Origin of the sequence: Candidimonas nitroreducens (assembly GCF_002209565.1) — a bacterium.
Lineage (GTDB): Bacteria > Pseudomonadota > Gammaproteobacteria > Burkholderiales > Burkholderiaceae_B > Candidimonas > Candidimonas nitroreducens.
The window spans coordinates 25,542-43,532 of the sequence record NZ_NJIH01000012.1 but is presented as its reverse complement, the minus strand read 5'-3'; the positions used below and the strand labels follow the sequence as shown (position 1 = coordinate 43,532).

15 protein-coding genes are annotated in these 17,991 nt (G+C 65.0%); 4 read left to right on the top strand and 11 right to left on the bottom strand.

The genetic code is table 11. The features are described 5' to 3' along the window. Positions 1-8 precede the first annotated feature (8 nt). The 4 genes from CEY11_RS20060 to CEY11_RS20045 all read right to left on the bottom strand — a co-directional run bounded on the left by CEY11_RS20060 (position 9) and on the right by CEY11_RS20045 (position 3,693). Positions 9-932: a hydroxymethylglutaryl-CoA lyase gene (locus CEY11_RS20060; RefSeq protein ID WP_088605199.1), complete on the bottom strand. Its 924-nt coding sequence runs from the start codon at positions 930-932 to the stop codon at positions 9-11. Positions 933-1,081: 149 nt separating this feature from the next. Beyond that, positions 1,082-2,005 carry a LysR family transcriptional regulator gene (locus CEY11_RS20055; RefSeq protein ID WP_088605198.1) on the bottom strand — a complete coding sequence of 308 codons (924 nt, stop codon included), beginning with the start codon at positions 2,003-2,005 and terminating at the stop codon, positions 1,082-1,084. 83 nt (positions 2,006-2,088) lie between these two features. Next, entirely contained in the window at positions 2,089-3,069 is a 981-nt protein-coding gene (locus CEY11_RS20050) for a tripartite tricarboxylate transporter substrate binding protein (protein ID WP_233154996.1), read from the bottom strand. 342 nt (positions 3,070-3,411) lie between these two features. Beyond that, entirely contained in the window at positions 3,412-3,693 is a 282-nt protein-coding gene (locus tag CEY11_RS20045) for a hypothetical protein (protein ID WP_088605197.1), read from the bottom strand. An 839-nt stretch (positions 3,694-4,532) separates the two neighbouring features. On the opposite strand from CEY11_RS20045, the gene CEY11_RS20040 reads away from it, so the two are divergent. The 4 genes from CEY11_RS20040 to CEY11_RS20025 all read left to right on the top strand — a co-directional run bounded on the left by CEY11_RS20040 (position 4,533) and on the right by CEY11_RS20025 (position 9,413). Then, on the top strand, positions 4,533-5,891 hold the full coding sequence (locus CEY11_RS20040; RefSeq protein WP_088605196.1) for a substrate-binding protein: 1,359 nt from the start codon (positions 4,533-4,535) through the stop codon (positions 5,889-5,891). Positions 5,892-6,017: 126 nt separating this feature from the next. Further along, positions 6,018-6,884: a branched-chain amino acid ABC transporter permease gene (locus CEY11_RS20035; protein ID WP_233154995.1), complete on the top strand. Its 867-nt coding sequence runs from the start codon at positions 6,018-6,020 to the stop codon at positions 6,882-6,884. Continuing rightward, the gene (locus tag CEY11_RS20030; RefSeq protein WP_088605194.1) at positions 6,881-8,722 is read left to right on the top strand and encodes a branched-chain amino acid ABC transporter ATP-binding protein/permease; all 1,842 of its coding nucleotides are present in this window, start codon (positions 6,881-6,883) and stop codon (positions 8,720-8,722) included. Before CEY11_RS20035 ends, CEY11_RS20030 begins: the two co-directional genes overlap by 4 nt. Then, complete coding sequence (locus CEY11_RS20025) at positions 8,709-9,413, top strand: ABC transporter ATP-binding protein (protein ID WP_088605193.1); 705 nt, start codon at positions 8,709-8,711, stop codon at positions 9,411-9,413. The genes CEY11_RS20030 and CEY11_RS20025 overlap by 14 nt, the downstream gene beginning before the upstream one ends. A 161-nt stretch (positions 9,414-9,574) precedes the next feature. Here CEY11_RS20025 and CEY11_RS25255 read toward each other — a convergent pair whose 3' ends face one another. From CEY11_RS25255 to hyfB, 7 genes are all read right to left on the bottom strand, one after another. Continuing rightward, positions 9,575-9,781, bottom strand: a complete 207-nt coding sequence (locus CEY11_RS25255) for a hypothetical protein (RefSeq protein WP_143322960.1) — start codon at positions 9,779-9,781, stop codon at positions 9,575-9,577. A gap of 274 nt (positions 9,782-10,055) precedes the next feature. Continuing rightward, entirely contained in the window at positions 10,056-10,520 is a 465-nt protein-coding gene (locus CEY11_RS20020; RefSeq protein ID WP_088605192.1) for an NADH-quinone oxidoreductase subunit B family protein, read from the bottom strand. Between the two features lie 203 nt (positions 10,521-10,723). Continuing rightward, positions 10,724-12,271 (bottom strand): hydrogenase large subunit, encoded by a 1,548-nt coding sequence (locus tag CEY11_RS20015; protein WP_088605191.1) that lies wholly within the window; start codon positions 12,269-12,271, stop codon positions 10,724-10,726. Between the two features lie 12 nt (positions 12,272-12,283). Then, positions 12,284-13,747, bottom strand: a complete 1,464-nt coding sequence (locus CEY11_RS20010) for a hydrogenase 4 subunit F (RefSeq protein ID WP_088605190.1) — start codon at positions 13,745-13,747, stop codon at positions 12,284-12,286. Next, positions 13,740-14,399: a formate hydrogenlyase gene (locus CEY11_RS20005; RefSeq protein WP_088605189.1), complete on the bottom strand. Its 660-nt coding sequence runs from the start codon at positions 14,397-14,399 to the stop codon at positions 13,740-13,742. The genes CEY11_RS20010 and CEY11_RS20005 overlap by 8 nt, the downstream gene beginning before the upstream one ends. Beyond that, entirely contained in the window at positions 14,400-15,350 is a 951-nt protein-coding gene (locus CEY11_RS20000) for a respiratory chain complex I subunit 1 family protein (protein WP_088605309.1), read from the bottom strand. Then, complete coding sequence (gene hyfB, locus CEY11_RS19995) at positions 15,350-17,359, bottom strand: hydrogenase 4 subunit B (protein ID WP_408608152.1); 2,010 nt, start codon at positions 17,357-17,359, stop codon at positions 15,350-15,352. Before hyfB ends, CEY11_RS20000 begins: the two co-directional genes overlap by 1 nt. Positions 17,360-17,991: the final 632 nt, after the last annotated feature.

Genomic DNA, 17,991 nt, shown 5'->3' with positions numbered 1-17,991 from the left:
CGGCAGTCTCAGGGCTGATAGGGATAGGTTGCGGGTATGCCGGCGCGCGCGATGCTGCCGTACAGGGGTTCTTGCGGCAGGGCGCGGGCCGGGATGTCGCGCACAGCCACGAGCCGGGCCAAGTCGATACCTGTATCGTAGCCCATGTTCTCGAGCATGAAGACCAGGTCTTCGGCCGCGACGTTGCCGGTGGCGCCCGGGGCGTGCGGGCAGCCTCCCAGTCCGGCCACGGTGGCATCGAATTCGCGGATGCCGTGCTCCAGCGCCACCACCGTGTTGGCCAGGCCCATGCCGCGTGTGTCGTGAAAGTGCATGGCCGTGAGCCGAACGCCGGCAATTTCGCGCACGGCCTCGATGACCCGGCCCACTTGCAGTGGCGTGGCGTGTCCCGTGGTGTCGGCCAGGGCAATGGTGTCCGCCCCGGCGTCCAGGCAAGCGGTCACGATACGGCACACGTCGGCCTGCGGCACTGTGCCTTGCAGGGCACAACCGAATACGGTCGACAGCCCCGCTATCAGTTGCGTTGGGCTGTCGGCAAGCTGGGCGCGCATCCTGCCGAATTCGGCGACCATCTCTTCGGGTGTGCGATGCACGTTGGCCAGGCTGTGGGCGTGGCTGACAGAGATCGGGGCCACGACGCGATCGGCGCCTGCTTGCAGGGCATCGACGGCTCCGCGCAGATTGGGCGCGAGCGAGGTCACGACGAGCCCGGGCAGGGTTTTCGCGTGCGCTACGACACGCGCGGCGTCGGCCATCTGGGGCAGCAGGCGGGCGGGTACGAACGAGGCTACTTCCATGTGGCGCACACCGGCCGCATAGGCCGCGTCGACCCAGTGCAGCTTGTCTGCCGTGGGCAACGTCTGTGCAATGCTTTGCAGGCCGTCGCGCAATCCCACTTCCTGGACGACGACGCAGGGTCTGTTCTGGGCCATGATGGCAATCCTCGGCGTATCGGGTATGGCATACAGTCTAGCGGTGCACACGGCCGGGCATAAGCGTTTTCCGGCGATGGAGTCCATCGCGATCGGCGATGGCGTCCCAGGGCCGGAGCGATGCGGTGCCTGTCCGCCCGTACGATCCCTCAGTATGAGCGGGGCCTGGCCGCCGGCGATGCCGGCATGCGTTCGATCAGGTGGTCGAGCAGGCGTCGCGCCGGGATCGACAGGCTGTCTGATCGACGGCAGCAGATGATGAAGCGTCGCGTCGCCCAGGCATCTTCCAGCGGTATCGCTTTCAGCCCGTAGGCCGCAGTGTAGCGGCATGCCACCTCAATGGGCAGCACGGCCACGGCCAGCCCCGCCTGCACGAAACGGCAGGCCGCATCGAAAGTGGTGATATGGGTGCGGTAGCGCAATTCCACGCCTTGTTCCGCCGCGATGCGCGTCATCAGCACATTGACCGAAGCATTGGGCGACAGGCCGATCTGGTCATAGTGCAGGGTTTCATCAAAGCGCAGAGAGGTGCGCCCGGCCAAGGGATGGGCATCGTGCACCACGACCGCGAAGTGATCCGTGCGATAGGGAATCACCTGCAGGCCTTCCGTGGGCACGAAATCCCGGCATATGCCCAGATCCGCGGCGCCATCCGCCACTCCCTGGGCGATTTCGGGGCTTACGCGTTCTTCGAGATCGACCCGTATGCGTTCATATTTCTTGAAGAAGGCGGTCAGATCTTCAGGCACGAACTCGCTAATGGCCGATACGTTAGCCAGCAGCCGGACATGACCTTGGATACCGCTGGCATATTCGCTCAGTTCGCATTGCAACTTGTTGATCTGGCTGGTCAGGCTGCGGGCATTGCGCAGCAGCACTTCTCCAGCCGCGGTTGGCACCACGCCGCGCTGGCTGCGCGACAGCAGCGGGGTGCCTATATCTTTTTCAATGTCGGCAATGCGCTTGCTGATGGCCGCGGCCGACATGGCCTCGCGCTGTGCTGCCTGGGCGATACTGCCCTGTTCGCATACCACGACGAACAGGTGCAGCGACATGGGATCGACTTTCCACACCGTGGCTTTCCTCTGCGGCCGTTCATGGGCCGGATCTAGCGGGACAAGCCGCCAGTATAGGCGCCTGGCGTGGAGGCGCCGGTTCAATCCACTGTATGGATGTGCTCCGCTTTCAGCAAGGCGGCGCTGGATTCGATGTCCCGCTTGAACGTCGCCAGGGCCTGTTCGGGCGTGCCGCCCGAGGCGACGAAACCCTGGACGTCGAACTGTTTCTGCACGTCCTTGCGGCTCAAGGCCTGGTGCAGATGCTGCTGCAGCTTGTGGGTCAGGGCGGGTGAGAGCCGGGGCGGGCCGATCAACGCGATCCACGGATCGTAGTCGTAGCCTTTCAGGCCCGATTCGTCCAAAGTGGGAACGGCGGGCAAAAGCGCCGAGCGCCGTAGCGTGGTCACGGCCAGCGCCCGCAGCGTTCCGGCCTTGACCTGTGCGATGACCGAAGGTGTACCGAGGAAGGCGAAATCGATCTGGCCCGAGATCAGGTCGGTGATCAGGGGGTTGCCGCCCTTGTATGGGATATGCACCATGTCCAGATTGGTCTTCGAGGCGAACAGCAGCGCGGCCAGGTGCAGGGCGGTTCCCGTGCCTGCAGAGCCATAGTTGATCTTGCCGGGGTGCGCCCGGGCGGCGGCGATCAGTTGGCCCACGGTCTTGTACTGGGACTTGCCGGGGACGACCAGTACCAGCGGCGTAGTGCCGATGATGCTGATGGGTGTGATGCCCTTGACCGAATCATAGGGCAGGTGCTTGTGCAGGCTGGGATTGACCGCATGGTTGGATGACACCATGCCCAGGGTATAGCCGTCTGGGCTGGAGCTTGCCACTTCGCGTGTGCCGGTAATGCCCGAGGCCCCCGCTTTGTTCTCGATGACGATGGGCTGCCCGAGTCCGGCGCTGAGAGTGGGCGCATACGTGCGCGCCACCAGATCGAGCGTGGAGCCAGGCGAGCTGGGCACGATCAGGCGTATGGGGTGGTCGGGATATGCGGCGCGCGCCTGTCCGCAGCCGGCTGCACAAGCAATCGCGAGAGCCGCACCGAGCATGCGGCGGCGTGTGGGCTGGATCATGGGTATGTCTCCGTGTGTGCCGCTACCCTTTGGATTCGCCGGGCGCAGCTATTGAATCTCGTTCCGCGCTGCAGGCCGTAGCGGCAGGCGTGGCGAGGCACATGGAAAAGTCTAGCGGGATCGCCGGCCCCTCATAAGGGTGTTTCCGCGATGGACTCCATCGCCGTTTGCGATGGTGGCAGCGGCGCCGGCATATTCGTTGCGGCGGTCAGGCGTCGTGGCAGGAGATCAGGTAGGAGGAATGCGCGAGCGAGGCGAAGAGGAGCGCTGCGGCGGCGGCCGCAGCGTCGGTGGAATGGCGGGCGCCTGGAGCTCAGGCTTCCCGGGGGCGGTGGGTCAATGTCAATATATGGGCGTGCGATTCAGCGATTGCAGCAGCTCACCGAGTGCCTGTGCCGCGCGGCTGTCCGGTGCCAGCTCTTTGATGCCGCCTTCGAGACGGCTTTCCAGGGCCGAGGTAACGGACGGGCGTTGCGATTCCGGCAGATCCGAGAGCTGTTCGGCTAGTGTCGCGGCAAATTCGTCCACGAGCCCCGTGAGGTCGGCGAAGGCGACTTGGCCACCTTCGTATTGGGCCGCGATTTTCAGCGCTTGGGCCAAAAAGGTATCGACGATGTCGTTCATGACAGTTCTCCTTATAAGTGGTGCCGGTCTTTGGGACGGCTTTACGGTTTGTTGGACGGGAACCCGTTGCGCTTCGCAGAGAGCCGTCCGTTGTGGCCCGCAGCGGGCCGATTTAGAAATGCCGCCGGCAGCGGCATGGTAAGAATTTTTGCCCGGATCGAAAGTGTGCGGGCGAGGTGGTGTGCGGTCAGTTTATATTGGCTTGGCGGATTGCCTAAATGGGTATCTGTTCTAAGCTTATGTAGGCTACCTGTTCTGGGCTTCAGGCCTGCAGGGCGTTTGACGCGCACCCTGGAACCCGCTGCACCGGTGCTGTTTCATGGCACCTTCGCCTGTGTGGCGGTATGTGTAGGGTAGCAGACAATTTCCGGCATGGATGTGACAAATTGAACTGTGATCGACGCTTCATTTGTGACTTGAAATATGTAGTTGAGACATGAAAATCAACGGCTTGGGCAACCTTCTTCAAACCTGTGTGAAGTTGTTCACGGGCGTGGCGCAATGCACCCGCCAGGCGCCCGGGCCCGTCGTTTCAGGGAAATCCCCTACGCTGATCGAGCCCGATGTCCTTCCTTCAAGCCTTATGCGGCGCCGCGGGCTTCGACCCCGCCCGGCACGGCATAGTTGCGACCATATGTAAGATTCACGTAAGACGCTCTGTGTACATATACGCCGGACGGAAACCCGCCTGATATTTGGCCCTGATCGGGCCGCTCGGGCGAGTCGTCCTGGCGGGCGTAAGCGTAGCACGCCAGGGCGGCACCGTCCCTGTGTCGGCCGTCGCGCCGGCTTCTGCCAAGAGCAATCGAATCGTGCATACGCGCATAAAGGAGAATAGGATGGCTGACAGTAACGAGGGGAACAAGCAAGCGGCCGGCATCGACCGCCGTTCAGTACTCAAGATGGGGCTGGGCGCGGCCGCGGGCGGCACACTGCTGCCGGGGCTGTCGGGCGTAGCCATGGCGGCCGACAAGTATCCGGCCGTGGGCAATTACCCTGCGGGCGTCAGCGGCGACTCCGTGTTCGTGGGCCTGACCGTCGACCTGACCGGCCCGTATTCGGCCGAAGGCGCGGACGAGCGCAAGGGCTATGAATTGGCCGCCGAGCAGCTCAATGCCGGCGCTCCCGAAATCAAGAAGATTTCCCCGCTGACCAAGAAGGGCATTCTGGGCAAGACCGTGAAGCTGGGCGTCATCGACGCCGAGACCAAGCCCAATTCGGCGGTGCAGGCGGCCACCCGCTTCATCCACGAGAACAAGGCTATGATGATCTCGGGCAGCGTCAGCAGCGCCGTGGCCATTGCCCTGCAAAAAGTTTGCAACCGCGAAAAAACCCTGTATCTGGCGGCCATCAGCGGCTCGAACGAAACCACCGGCGTGGACTGCCAGCGCTATGGCTTCCGCCTGTGCTACTTCGCCTACATGGCGGCCAAGGCGATCTCGCCGGTGCTGGCCAAGTCGCTGGGCAAGAACCGCAAGGCGGTCTACCTGGTGCCCGACTACACCTACGGCCACACCACCTACGACTCGATGAAGGAATTCACCGAGAAAGAAGGCTGGAAGACCGTCGGCCAGCAGGTTCACCCGCTGGGCGCCAAAGACTATAGCTCGTACCTGATCAACATCGCCAACAGCGGCGCCGACACGCTGGTGGTGATCGACTACGGCGCGGACGCCGCCAATTCGGTCAAGCAGGCCAAGCAGTTCGGCATACTCGACAAGATGAAGCTGGTGGTGCCCTACATGTCTCCGTTCCTGGGCGAGGAAGTTGGCGCCGAGGTGATGCAGGGCGTATACGGTTCGATGGGTTTCTGGTGGACGCTGGAAGACCGCTACCCGATCGCCAAGGATTTCGTCGCGGCCTTCGAGAAGAAGTTCAACGAGAAGCCTCACGATTCCGCCTACATTGCGTATCTGAATACGGCATTGTGGGCTGACGCCATCGAGCGGGCGGGCACCTTCTATACGCCCGAGGTCATCAAGGCCTACGAGAAGGGCGAGAAGCGCCAGGGCCCGGTGGGCGACGTCTGGTTCCGCGGCGCAGACCACCAGGGCGTGGTGAACTTCCCCATCGTGCGCGGCAAGAAGCCTGCCGACATGAAGAACAAGGCCGATCTGTTCGATATCGTCGACGTCATCAACGGCGCCGATTATCTGCCTCCGGTGGGCCTGCTGGGCTGCAAGATGGGTTCGGCCTGACGCAAGTGCGCGCGGGGCCCGTCCGTGCCGCGAGGGATATCCCCGCGGCCGCGGGCGGGCCCCGGCCCGCGAGGTCTCGCCGCATACCGCATACAAGAGGGAAGAAGGGGGAACTGCATGCCTAGCATGTCGTTGTTTTTATCGCAGCTATTCAACGGGCTCGCCGCGGGCCTGCTGCTGGCGCTGATCAGTACTGGCTTGACCATCATCTACGGCACGCTTGGTGTAGTCAATTTCGCCCACGGGGCCCTGTTCGTGGTCGGGGCGTATGCCGGCTACGTCGCCTACGGCGCCAGCCAGTCGTTCGTACTGGCCATTGTGGTGGGCGCGGTCGTCGCCCTGATCATCGGCCTGATCATCGAGCGCGGCCTGGTGCGGCTGTATTACGGGCGTCCGCCCGAAGACCAGATTCTGGTTACGTTCGGCATAGGCATCATCCTGGTCGAGATCGTGCGCGGCATCTTCGGCGGCGTCAGCTTGTCGGTGGCCACGCCTTCGTGGGGCCAGGGCATCGTGCACATAGGTTCGCTGATCTATCCCCTGTACCGCCTGCAGGCGCTACTGATATCGGCGGGCACCCTGGTAGTGCTGTATTTCGTGCTGTATCGCACCAGCCTGGGCCTGATCGTACGCGCCGGCATTGAAGACTCGCTCATGGTCAATATCCTGGGCATCAACGTCAAGCGCATCTTCCTTCTGGTATTCGGCATCGGCGCCATGGCCGCCGGATACGCGGGCGTGATCGACGCGCCCATCGTTACCCTGGCACCCGACATGGGCTTCCGGGTGCTGGTAGATTCATTCGTCGTGGTGGTTCTTGGCGGGGTCGGGTCGTTCCCTGGCGCCATCATAGGCGGCATCATCGCGGGCGAAATCCTCAGCCTTACCTCCATGTTCGATCCCGCATATTCCGATGTGATGCTGTTCGTTGCAATGGCCCTGGTGCTGATCTTCCGGCCCCAAGGCATCATGGGACAGGAGGGCCGCGAATGAGCGCGCACAATCGTCCCGGCTCCGTGCTGCGCAGGCAGGTGCCCGAACTGGTGGTGGGCCTGTGCCTGATCGCGGCGCCCTTCGTGCTGCCCAGCCTGGGCATAGGCGCCGACCTGCTGACCCGCGTTCTGATCTGGGGCCTGTTCGGCCTGGGCTTCGACCTGCTGTTCGGCTATACCGGGCTGCTGTCCTTCGGCCAGGCGGCCTTCTACGGCACGGGCGGCTTCGTCACGGCCTATATACTCACCAGCACCACTTCGCACATCTTGCTGGCGCTGCTGGTGGGCACCCTGGTGGCCACCGTGGCTGGCCTCGTCATCGGCTACCTGACCCTGCGCCGCACCGGCATCTATTTCGCCATGAGCACGCTGGCTTTCGGCGAAATGTTCTTCTTCCTGGAGAACTCTTCTTTCAAGGCCTATACGGGTGGCGAGAACGGCATCGCCGGCGTGCCGCCGCCGGTCATCAACCTGGGTTTCATCACGCTGCACATCTCCAGCGGCTGGCCCATGTATTGCTTCGTGGCGGTGTTCTTCTACCTGGGCTACCTGGTGGCGCGGCGCATCGTGCGCTCGCCCTTCGGTGCGGTGCTCAAGGCCATACGGGGCAATCCGCGGCGCACGGTGGCGCTGGGCCATTCGGCCCACCACTACAAGCTGTGTGTGTTCGTGATTGCCGCCGCATACGGCGGCCTGGCCGGCGGCCTGCTGGGCATCTTCCAGGCCTATATGCCGCCCGATGCCTTTGCGCTGGATACTTCCGCACAATTGGTGATCCAGACCGTGATCGGCGGGGCGGGCACGCTGCTCGGGCCCTTGCTGGGCGCCGGCATCTGGCTGGGCCTGTACCAGGGCCTGCAGAACATCGCCGGCGTGGGCGCTTACTGGAAGCTGATCCTGGGCGTGATCTTCGTGCTGCTGATCACCCTGTTCCGGCACGGTGTGGCCGGGGCGATTCTGTCCGGCTGGGTCCAATGGTTCAAGAAGTCGCGTAGCGACGCCGCCGAATCCGGCCAGCACGGCGACCGCGGCGCTGCGCTGAAGCTGGTGCCGGCCAAGTCTGTCGGGGAAGGCAAGGCAGTGCTGGAAGCGCGCGGCATCACCAAGCAGTATGGCGGCCTGACTGCCGTCAGCGACGTCGACTTCTCGCTGTCCGAAGGCGAAATGCGCGGCGTGATCGGCCCCAACGGCGCCGGCAAGTCGACCTTCTTCGGCATGCTGGCCGGCGAACTGCCCACCACGCGCGGCCAGGTGTTCCTGCGCGGCGACGAGATCACCGGCATAGGTGTCACCGCCGTGTGCCAGATGGGCATGAGCAAAAGCTACCAGATCAACCAGCTGTTCGAGCACCTGACCGTGCGCCAGAACACCATCATCCCGGTGCTGGCGCGCAGCCGCGGCCGTTTCAGGCCCGACATGCTGCGCGGCCTGCATCGCGTGCCCGAACTCGACGAGCAGGTCGACGCGGCCATCGAGCTGGTGGGGCTGACACACCGCGCCGATGCGCTGGTGTCCGAGCTGCCCTACGGCGAGAAGCGCCGGCTGGAAATCGGCCTGGCCCTGGCGACCGGCGCCAATGTGCTGCTGTTCGACGAGCCCCTGGCGGGCCTCGGGCCCGAAGAGCGTGTGCACGTGGTGGCGCTGCTCAAGTCGATACGCAAGGGCCGCAGCATGGTCATCGTCGAGCACGACATGGATGCCATGTTCGAGCTGGCCGAACGCATAACCGTACTATATGAAGGCCGCAAGCTGGCGGAAGGCACACCGGACGAGATCCGTGCCGATCCCGCAGTTCAGGCAGCATACCTCGGAGGAATGGACGAGCATGAGTCTGCTTGAGGTCGAAAAAATCAACAGCTATTACGGGGATTCCCACATCCTCTTCGACGTGTCGATGCGCGTTGAGGAAAACGAGGTGGTCGCTCTGCTGGGCCGCAACGGCGCGGGCAAGAGCACGACCCTGAAATCCCTGATGGGGGTGGTCAAGCCCAAGACCGGCATCATCCGCCACAAAGGTGTCGAGGTGCAGAATCTTGCGCCGCACGAACTGGCGCGCCGCGGCATACAGCTGGTGCCCGAGGAACGGCGCGTGTTCGGTTCGATTACGGTGCACGAGAACCTGCTGCTGGCGGCCATGACGGCCGAGAACCCCATGCCCATCGACGCCGTATACGAGGCTTTTCCGCGGCTGGGCGAACGGCGGCGCCACCGCGGCAAGCAGTTGTCGGGCGGCGAGCAGCAGATGGTGGCCATTGCCCGCGCCATGATTCGCAATGCCGGCATCATCCTGCTGGACGAACCGTTCGAGGGCCTGGCGCCGCTGATCGTGCGCGACCTGATGCAAGTCTGCCGCAGGCTGGCCGACGCCGGCCACACCATCGTCATCGTCGAGCAGAACGTGCGCGCGGCCCTGTCCTTCGCCCATCGCTGCTACATCATCAACAACGGTCACATGGTGTACGAAGGCACGCCCGATCAGCTGCAGCAGGAAGGCAGCATCATCGAGAAATACCTGGGTGTGAAGGTTTGAAGATTTGAGGATTTAAAAGGGGAAGAGGCCTGCCGTGTCCCACGGGCGCAAGCCCGTGGGCGCGGCTTGTTTATGCTTCTGCTTGTCCAGCCATGCCGGCCGGCGCTGCGGCGCCGGCGTGAGCTGATTCATGATTCACATTCGCCGGGCCGGCCCTTTGCTCAGTTCGAGACTTTCTCGTAGCCGACCCCGGTGTCTATGGTTCCGTAGAACTGCACGCCCGAACTCGAGGCCGAGGCGGGGCCGTTGCCCGACGGGCTGGAGCAAGCGGTCAGCGACAGCGTCGCGGCCAGGAATGCCAGGCCGCATAGCGCCGTCGTCGCGTGCCGCCGCCAAGCTGCGTGCGCAAGTGTAGATGCAACTTTCAAGCTGATTTCGGTTCGGTGCGTCAAGGCTGATCCCGATAAGTTTGTCCTAACCGGATAGCTAATTAGTACTAGTATTTATCCGGAGTTGCAAGCCGCGGGCGTTGGGATTATCGTTACTTCACTGCCCTCACTGTGGCAGCTCAGCCGCTCCCGAGGAGCGACTCCTCTGGCACCGCGTCCGCGGTGTTACTGCCACACCGGCAGTAGGGCCCCGCCAAAAGGCGGGGCCTTCGCGTTTCTGGGGAGGTAGTGGTTTGGAAATGGAAACAGGCTACTACAGGCGGTCGCTGCGCAGCGCCGTCAAGATGCCCTGCAGCAGTTCGGCGGGACGCGGCGGGCAGCCGGGCACCGTTACATCCACCGGCAGCCACTGGGCCAGCGGGCCGCATACCGCGTAGCTGTCCTTGAACATGCCGCCCGTGCAGGCGCAGGCGCCGGCGGCGACCACCAGCTTCGGATGCGGCGCCGCCTCGTAGGCGCGCAGCACCGCGTCTCTCATGTTCACGGTCAGCGGCCCGGTGATCAGCAGCATGTCGGCATGGCGCGGGCTGGCTACCAGCTTGATGCCCAGGCCCTCGATGTTGTAGTAGGGGTTGCTGAGCGCATTGATTTCCAGCTCGCAGCCATTGCACGAACCCGAGTCGATCACGCGTATGCACAGCGCGCGGCCCAGCAGGTCGAGGATTTCCTGGCGGATTCCGTGGCCTTCGGCGCGCGCCACGGCCTCGGGTTCTGGCACCGCGCCGACGCCGGCGCGGCCCGGTTGGCCTGACTTAGCTGGTTGACCCGATTGACTCGGTTGACCCAGTTGACCCGGTTGACCCGGTTGGCCCGGCCGGCCGGCCTGCCGCCGGGCTTCATCGGCCGCGGCCAGCGCCATTTCCCGGTTCCGGATTTCCCTGGGCGTGCCCGTGGCCGCGATCTGTTTCAGTATCTGCCACATCAGAGATCGTGCCCCGCATAGTTCAGGTTGAACGATTTGTTGATCAGCGGAAAGTCGGCAATGATGTTGCCGATGGCTGCGTGTTCCACCGCGGGCCAGTTCTGCCAGGACGGATCGTGGCAGTGGCAGCGTTCGATGCGCCCGTCGGCGCCCAGCTGCAGCGCCACCAGCACGTCGCCGCGCCAGCCTTCCACCCAGCCCAGTCCCCGGCAAGGTGCGCCGGCATCGGGCAGCGGCGCGGCCAGGTCGCCGCCGGGCAGGGCATCCAGTATGGATTCGATCAGGCCCAGGCTGGCATAGGTCTCGCCGAAGCGCACGGCGACGCGTGCGGCCGCGTCGCCGCGGGTATCCGTAATCTTCGGCACGGCCAGGTTGCGGTAAGGCGGGCAGGGGTGGTCGCTGCGTATGTCGACCGGGCGGCCGCTGGCCCGAGCGGCCGGGCCGCAGACGCTGAAGTGCGCCGCGACCTCGGCCGTGAGTATGCCGGTGCCGCCGTAGCGGTCTTGCAGGCCGGGGTGCTCGTCGTACAGTTTTTGCAGTTCGCGCACCTGCTTACCGATCTGTGCACATTGGCCGCGCAATGCGTCGGCGTCCTGTGCCGTGACATCGGCGGCCATGCCGCCGGCCGCCACCAGATCCATCAGGTAGCGATGACCGAACACTTGGTCGTGCAGGCGCAGCCAATCTTCCTTCAAGCGCGAGAAACGGGCCAGCCCATAGCCCAACCCCGCATCGTTGCCCAGGGCGCCCAGATCCCCCAGGTGGTTGGCCACGCGTTCGCGTTCCAGCAGCAGCGCGCGCAGCCATTGCGCGCGTGGCGGAATTTCTACGCCCAGGGCTTGTTCCAGAGCCATGCAATAAGCCCAGGTGAATGCCACGGTGCTGTCGCCGGCGATGCGGCCTGCCAGGTGCTGGCCCTGTTGCGGCGGCATGCCTGCATATAGTTTTTCGATGCCGCGGTGCGCGTAGCCAAGCCGTTTTTCCAGGCGCAGGACTTTCTCGCCGACGACCGAGAAGCGGAAATGGCCCGGCTCGATGATGCCGGCGTGTATGGGCCCTACGGCGACCTCGTGCACGCCTTCGCCGGCGACGCGCACGAACGGGTAGTCGCCCGTGCCGCGGCCGAAATGCTCGGTGCCCGTGGCGCCATGAGCCAGCGGATGGTAGTTGGCGGGCCAGCCGCCGTGGTTCAGCCAGGGCCGCGTATCGGCAGCGCCCACGGCCGCCACGCCGAGCAGATCGGCGACGGCGCGCTGCATGCGTGCCGCGCACGCAAAGGTGGCCGACAGGTCGGGATAGCCGGCATCGCGCGTCGTCGGCAGCAGCAGCCACAGCAAGCCGTCCTGCAGCGCGTAGGCGGCATGCATTGTGCAAGTGCCGTCCGCCGCCTCGGAGCCCCATAGCGACAGCAGGCGCATGTCCGCGGCGCGCGCCGCGCGCGCCACTTCCAGCCAGCGCGCGTCGTCGACTCTTGCCACGATTGCGGCATTGCCGCTGCCGGCCACCAAGGGAATGCTGCCGGGGAGTTCGAGGTCTGTGATGAGCATGCTGCCTGGCTCCTAATTGCCGGCGACCATGGCCGCGGCCTGCGTATACCAGGCCGCCAGCTGGGGCGGTATGTACAGCCCCAGCACCAGGCCCAGGCCCAGGTGAATGAATACGGGCAGCAGCGCCGGCCTGTGCTCCAGCGGCTTGAGCGTCGTATCGCCAAATACCATGGCCTGCACGGGCAGGAAAATGGCGGCGAAGGCCACCGCCAGGGTGCACAGCAACAGCGGCGTGGCCCACGGCAGCGTGTTCATGGTGGTGGTCAGAATCAGGAATTCGCTGGCGAACACGCCGAAGGGCGGCAGGCCCAGAATGGCCAGCGTGCCCAGCACCATGCCCCAGCCTACGGTGGGGCTGATGCGCAGCAGGCCGCGGATATGGGCGATGGCCTGGCTGCCGGCCTTCTGGGCGGCGTGGCCCACGGTGAAGAAGATGGCCGACTTGACCAGCGAGTGCACGGTCATGTGCAGCAGCCCGGCAAAAGTAGCGGCGGGCCCGCCCAGCCCGAAGGCGAAGGTAATGAGGCCCATGTGCTCGATCGACGAATACGAGAAGAGCCGCTTGATGTCTTTCTGGCGGAATAGCGACAGGGTGGCGACGACCACCGACAGCAGGCCGAAGCCGATCAGCAGGCGGCCCGGCAGGCCATTGCCGAGCGCGCCGTCGGCCAGGACTTTGCAGCGCAGCACCGCATACAGGGCGACGTTGAGCAGCAGGCCCGACAATACCGCCGAGATGGGCGTGGGGCCTTCGGCGTGGGCGTCGGGCAGCCAGCTATGCAGCGGCACCAACCCGACCTTGGTGCCGTAGCCCACCAGCAGGAACACGAAGGCCAGCGCCACTATCGTCGGATCCAGGTGGCTCTTGACGGCGTCCAGGCTGGTCCAGAGCAGTGCGTCGGCGCCCGCCAGCTGTTTCCCCGCCGCCAGGTACAGCAGTATGGTGCCGAACAGCGCCTGCGCGATGCCGACCCCGCACAATATGAAGTACTTCCAGGCGGCTTCCAGGCTGGCGGGGCTGCGGTATACGCTTACCAGCAGCACCGTGGCCAGGGTGGCCGCTTCCATCGCCACCCAGAGGATGCCCAGGTTGTTGGTCAGCAGGGCCAGCAGCATGGCGAACAGAAACAGCTGGTACATGCTGTGGTACAGGCGCATGCGCGCCAGGGTCATGCGGCCGCGGTCGAGTTCGATGCGCATATAGGGCCGCGAGAACAGCGCCGTGGTCCAGCCCACGAAGGCGGTCAGGCACACCAGGAACACATTCAGAGGGTCGATGAAGAACAGCTGGCCCAGCAGCAGCGTAGGGCCGTGCCTTGCAGTCTGCGCCGCCAGCAGCAAGGCGGCGCACAGGGTCAGGAAGCTGCATGCGATATTGAATTCGGGCGCGCGGCGGCGATGGCCCGCCAGCGCCAGGCATCCGCCCGCTGCCAGCGGGACGCCCAATACCAGAAGCAGGGCGCAGGCGTCAGTCATCTTTGAGCTTCTCGAGGTGGCGGATGTCCAGGCTGTCGAATTGCTCGCGGATCTGGAACATGAATACGCCCAATATCAGTATGCCGACCAGCACGTCCAGGCCGATGCCGAGTTCCACGGCCACGGGCATGCCGTTGGTGGCCGCCGAGGCGGCGAACAGCAGGCCGTTCTCCATCGACAGGAAGCCGATCACCTGCGGCACCGCGCGGGCGCGCGTGATCATCATCATGAACGACAGCAGCACGCAGGCCAGCGCGATGCCCAGCGCGGCGCGCGCCACCGAAGTGGACAGCATGCTTATCGGCGCGGCGACGTTGAAGGCCACGATCACCAGCACGATGCCCAGCAGCAGGGTGGCCGGGATGTTCAGCAGCGGCTCGACGTCGCCGCGCACATCGAGCCGGCGCACCAGTTTGTACAGTATCCACGGGATCAGTCCGGCCTTGAGCGCCAAGGTCAGCAGTGCCGACAGGTACAGATGCAGATCGCCGGTGGCGTGGCTCAGCACCAGGTTGGCGCCGGCCAGTGCCAATCCCTGCAGGGTGTACAGATGGATCAGCGACAGCGTGCGGCGCTGGCCCAGCATCGCGAACGACAGCATCAGCAGGATGGCGGCCAGCAGATTGATGATCTGGGTGGTGTAGTCGTGCATTCACGCCCCCAGCAGGAAGTGGGTGAGCATGCCTATTACCGCCAGCAGGAAGGCCGTGGTCAGGAACTCGGGAATGCGGAACAGCCGCAGCTTGGCATTGAGCGTTTCGATCACGGCCAGCGCGGCTCCGCCCGCCAGCAGCTTCAGGCACAGCAGCGGCAGCGCCAGCAGCAGGGCTAGAGGCTGATGCGCCTCGGCGATGCCCCAGGGCACGAACAGCGCCAGGCCGATGCAGGAATAGGCGTAGAGTTTCAGGCTGGCGGCCCATTCCAGCAGCGCCAGGTGCCGGCCCGAATATTCCAGCAGCAGCGCCTCGTGGATCATGGTCAGTTCCAGGTGCGTGGCCGGATTGTCGATCGGCATGCGCGCGTTCTCGGCCAGCGACACCATGGTGAAGGCGAGCCCGGCGAAGGCCAGGCTGGGGTAGATGGCCAGCTCGCTGTGGTTCAGCGCGGCGACGATGTGCGCGAACTGCGTGGATTGCGTGATCAGCGATGCCGAGAACAGCACCATCAGCAATGCCGGCTCGGCCAGGAAGCCGACCAGCATCTCGCGCCTTGCGCCCAGCATGCCGAAGGCCGTGCCCACGTCCATGGCGGCCAGGGAAATGGCCACGCGGGCCAGGGCGAACAGCCCCACCAGCGCGATCGTGTCGGCGGCCGGCGACAGCGGCAGGTCGGTCGACAGCGTGGGGATGATGGCGCAGGCCAGCAGCATGCATGCCCACACCACATAAGGAACGGCACGGAACACGGGGCTGGCGTGTTCGGCCAGCACCGATTCCTTGCGAAACAGTTTGCGCAGCATCCGGTAGGGCTGCCAGATGCTGGGCGCGCCGCGGTTCTGCAGGCGCGCGCGGCAGATGTTGACCCAGCCGGTAAGCAGCGGCGCGGCGGCCAGCGCCAGCAGGATCTCCAGCACTTGCGAAGCCCAGGCGTAGACGGCGGCCATCATTGACGCACCCACAGCAGCAGGGCGATCAGAACCGCGAAACTATAGGCCAGGTACACGGCAATGCGCCCCGCCTGCAGCTTGCCCGCCCAGGCTGCCGCGCGCATCGTCAGCCGCGCGATCGGGTCGTAGATCAGGGCCCAGCTGCGGTCGCTCACGCTGACGCGGTATTCTGGCCGGGTGTCGAACGGCGAGGGCAAGTGGCGGCGCATGTCGAACAGCGGCTCGAATACCCGCCGGATCGGCTGCCCGAAACCTTCGGCCGTGTCTTGCATGCGCGCGTTGAAATCCGGGTAGCCGCAGGCCCAGGGCGCCGAGCGGCGCTGGGCCGCGCGGCCCTTGCGATGCATGGCCGCCCAGGCCAGCGCGCCGCAGGCCAGCAGGAACAGCAGGAACACCGCCGGCATGTAGCTGGCCCGTGCCGGATTCAGCGGCGCAAGCATCAGCCAGCCGCGTTCGGCCGCCGCCTGGCCGATGCCCGCACCCACCAGTTGGTGCGTCACGCGATCCAGCAGTCCGATGATGGGTGTGGGCAGCAGGCCGAGCAGTGCGCACAAGGCCGCGAACCAGGCAAAGCCGGCGCGCTCCCAAAGACCCGCGTCATGGGCCCGGGCCAGCCTGGCTTCGCGCGGCTGGCCCAGGAAGACAATGCCGAAGAACTTCACCATGGCATAGCCCGCCAGCGCCGCCACCAATGCAATCAGCGCGGCCACTACCGGCACGGCCATGTTCAGGAAGGTATTCGGCAGGCCGGTGGTGAACAGGAAGCTTTGCAGCAGCAGCCACTCGGACACGAAGCCGCTCAGCGGCGGCAGTCCGGCGCAGGCCAGTGTCCCGACCAGCGCGGCGCAGGCAACCCACGGCATGTAGCGGATCAGCCCGCCCAGGCGCCCGAGGTTGCGCTCGCCCGTGGCGTGCAGCACCGACCCGGTGGCAAGGAACAACAGGCTCTTGAAAGCGGCGTGGCTGGCCACCTGATAGAGCAGCACCGTGACGGCCAGCGCCGCCAGGGTATTCATGCCGTAGGCGCGAAACAGCAGCGCCAGCCCTAGGCTGACGAACATCAGCCCGATATTGTCCACCGATGAATAGGCCAGCAGCCGCTTCATGTCAGTCTGGATGGTGCTGAACACCACCCCCAGCAGGGCGGTGGCCAGCCCCAGTACCAGCGCGACCACGCCCCACCACCATATCTGTATGTGCAGCAGGTCGAAAGCGACGCGCAGCATGCCGTACAGCGCGGTCTTCAGGACGAAGCCGCTGAGCACGGCGGACACTGGCGAGGGGGCGGCCGGATGCGCCTCGGGCAGCCAGACATGCAGGGGGAAGAGGCCCGCCTTGGTGCCGAAGCCGAACAGCGCCAGCAGGAACGCGGCCGAGGCCCAGGTGGCCGGCGGATGCTGCGCCCGCAGGGCGTCGAAGGCGTAGTCGCCCGAATGCACCTGCAGCAGGCCGAAGCACAGCAGCAGCGCCAGTGCGCCAACGTGCGAGATCAGGAAATACAGGAAGGCGGCCCGGCGTGTCTCGGCGCTGCGGTGGTTGGCCATGACCAGGAACACCGCCGATATGGTCATCGTTTCCCAGCACACCATGAAGCTGTAGGCATCGTCGGCCAGCAGCACCAGAGCCATGCTGGCCAGGCAGACGTGGTATTCGAAGCACAGCAGCCCCGGCGGCGTGCCTTCGCCCTTGCGGAAATAGCCCGCCGAGAAAATGCTGACGCCGGTACCGACCATGCCGAGTACTGTCAGGAAATAGGCGGAAAGACTGTCCAGGCGCAGGTGGAAGGGCAGCCCCGGCAGGCCCAGGGGCAGCACCATGCGCTGGGCTGGGCTGAACATGCCGGCCAGGCCCAGCGCGCACAGCGCCAGCCCGCAGGCCGCACCCAGCGGAAACAGCACGTGCGCCACCACGCGCGTGCGGCGCAGTGCGGCCAGCCCCAGCAGCGCGATGAGGAGCCAGCCCGCGACCGCCAGCAGCGCGGCGTGGATGAGCGGCGGCTGCATCATCGCGGCGGCTTCCTTCTTGTGATTGATGCCCTAGTCCTGGCGCCGGATCGGAAGGGATCCAGGCTTGCCGGCCTGCCGATGTATCCCTGGGGCATGCGCGTATTCATGGGTGCATGAAATTAGCAGGAAATGAGCAGAACATGATAAGGGCATTATCATATCATCATATTTATGTTTACATGCTGCGGGCTATGGCTATGGCTATGGCTATGGCTATGGCTATGGCTAGGGCTAGGGCTAGGGCTAGGGCTAGGGCTAGGGCTAGGGCTGTGGCGATGGCGATGGATCGTGGGTCATGACACCGCGGAATCCAGAACGATATTGGGTAATGGAGGATGTCCGCCCGTGTGCGGAGTCGGCCAGGATGAAAGGGTGAAATGAAGGTGCGATAGCTGCCGCAGACACAATGGCCGCAGCGTTTGAGCGTGCACATCCGTACCGCTACCGCAGCGTGGACGGATTGGGTGCAGGGGCGGGGCGAGCGGGGTGCTTGTGTCGCGCCGTTAAGGGTTGGTTCGCCAGGGACAAGCCGTGGCGCACAGCGGGCACTTGATTTGTTGCCAGGAGGTTGCGGCCTATGCCTTGACCGATACCGCGACTGATACCGCGACTGATACCGCGGCTGATACCGC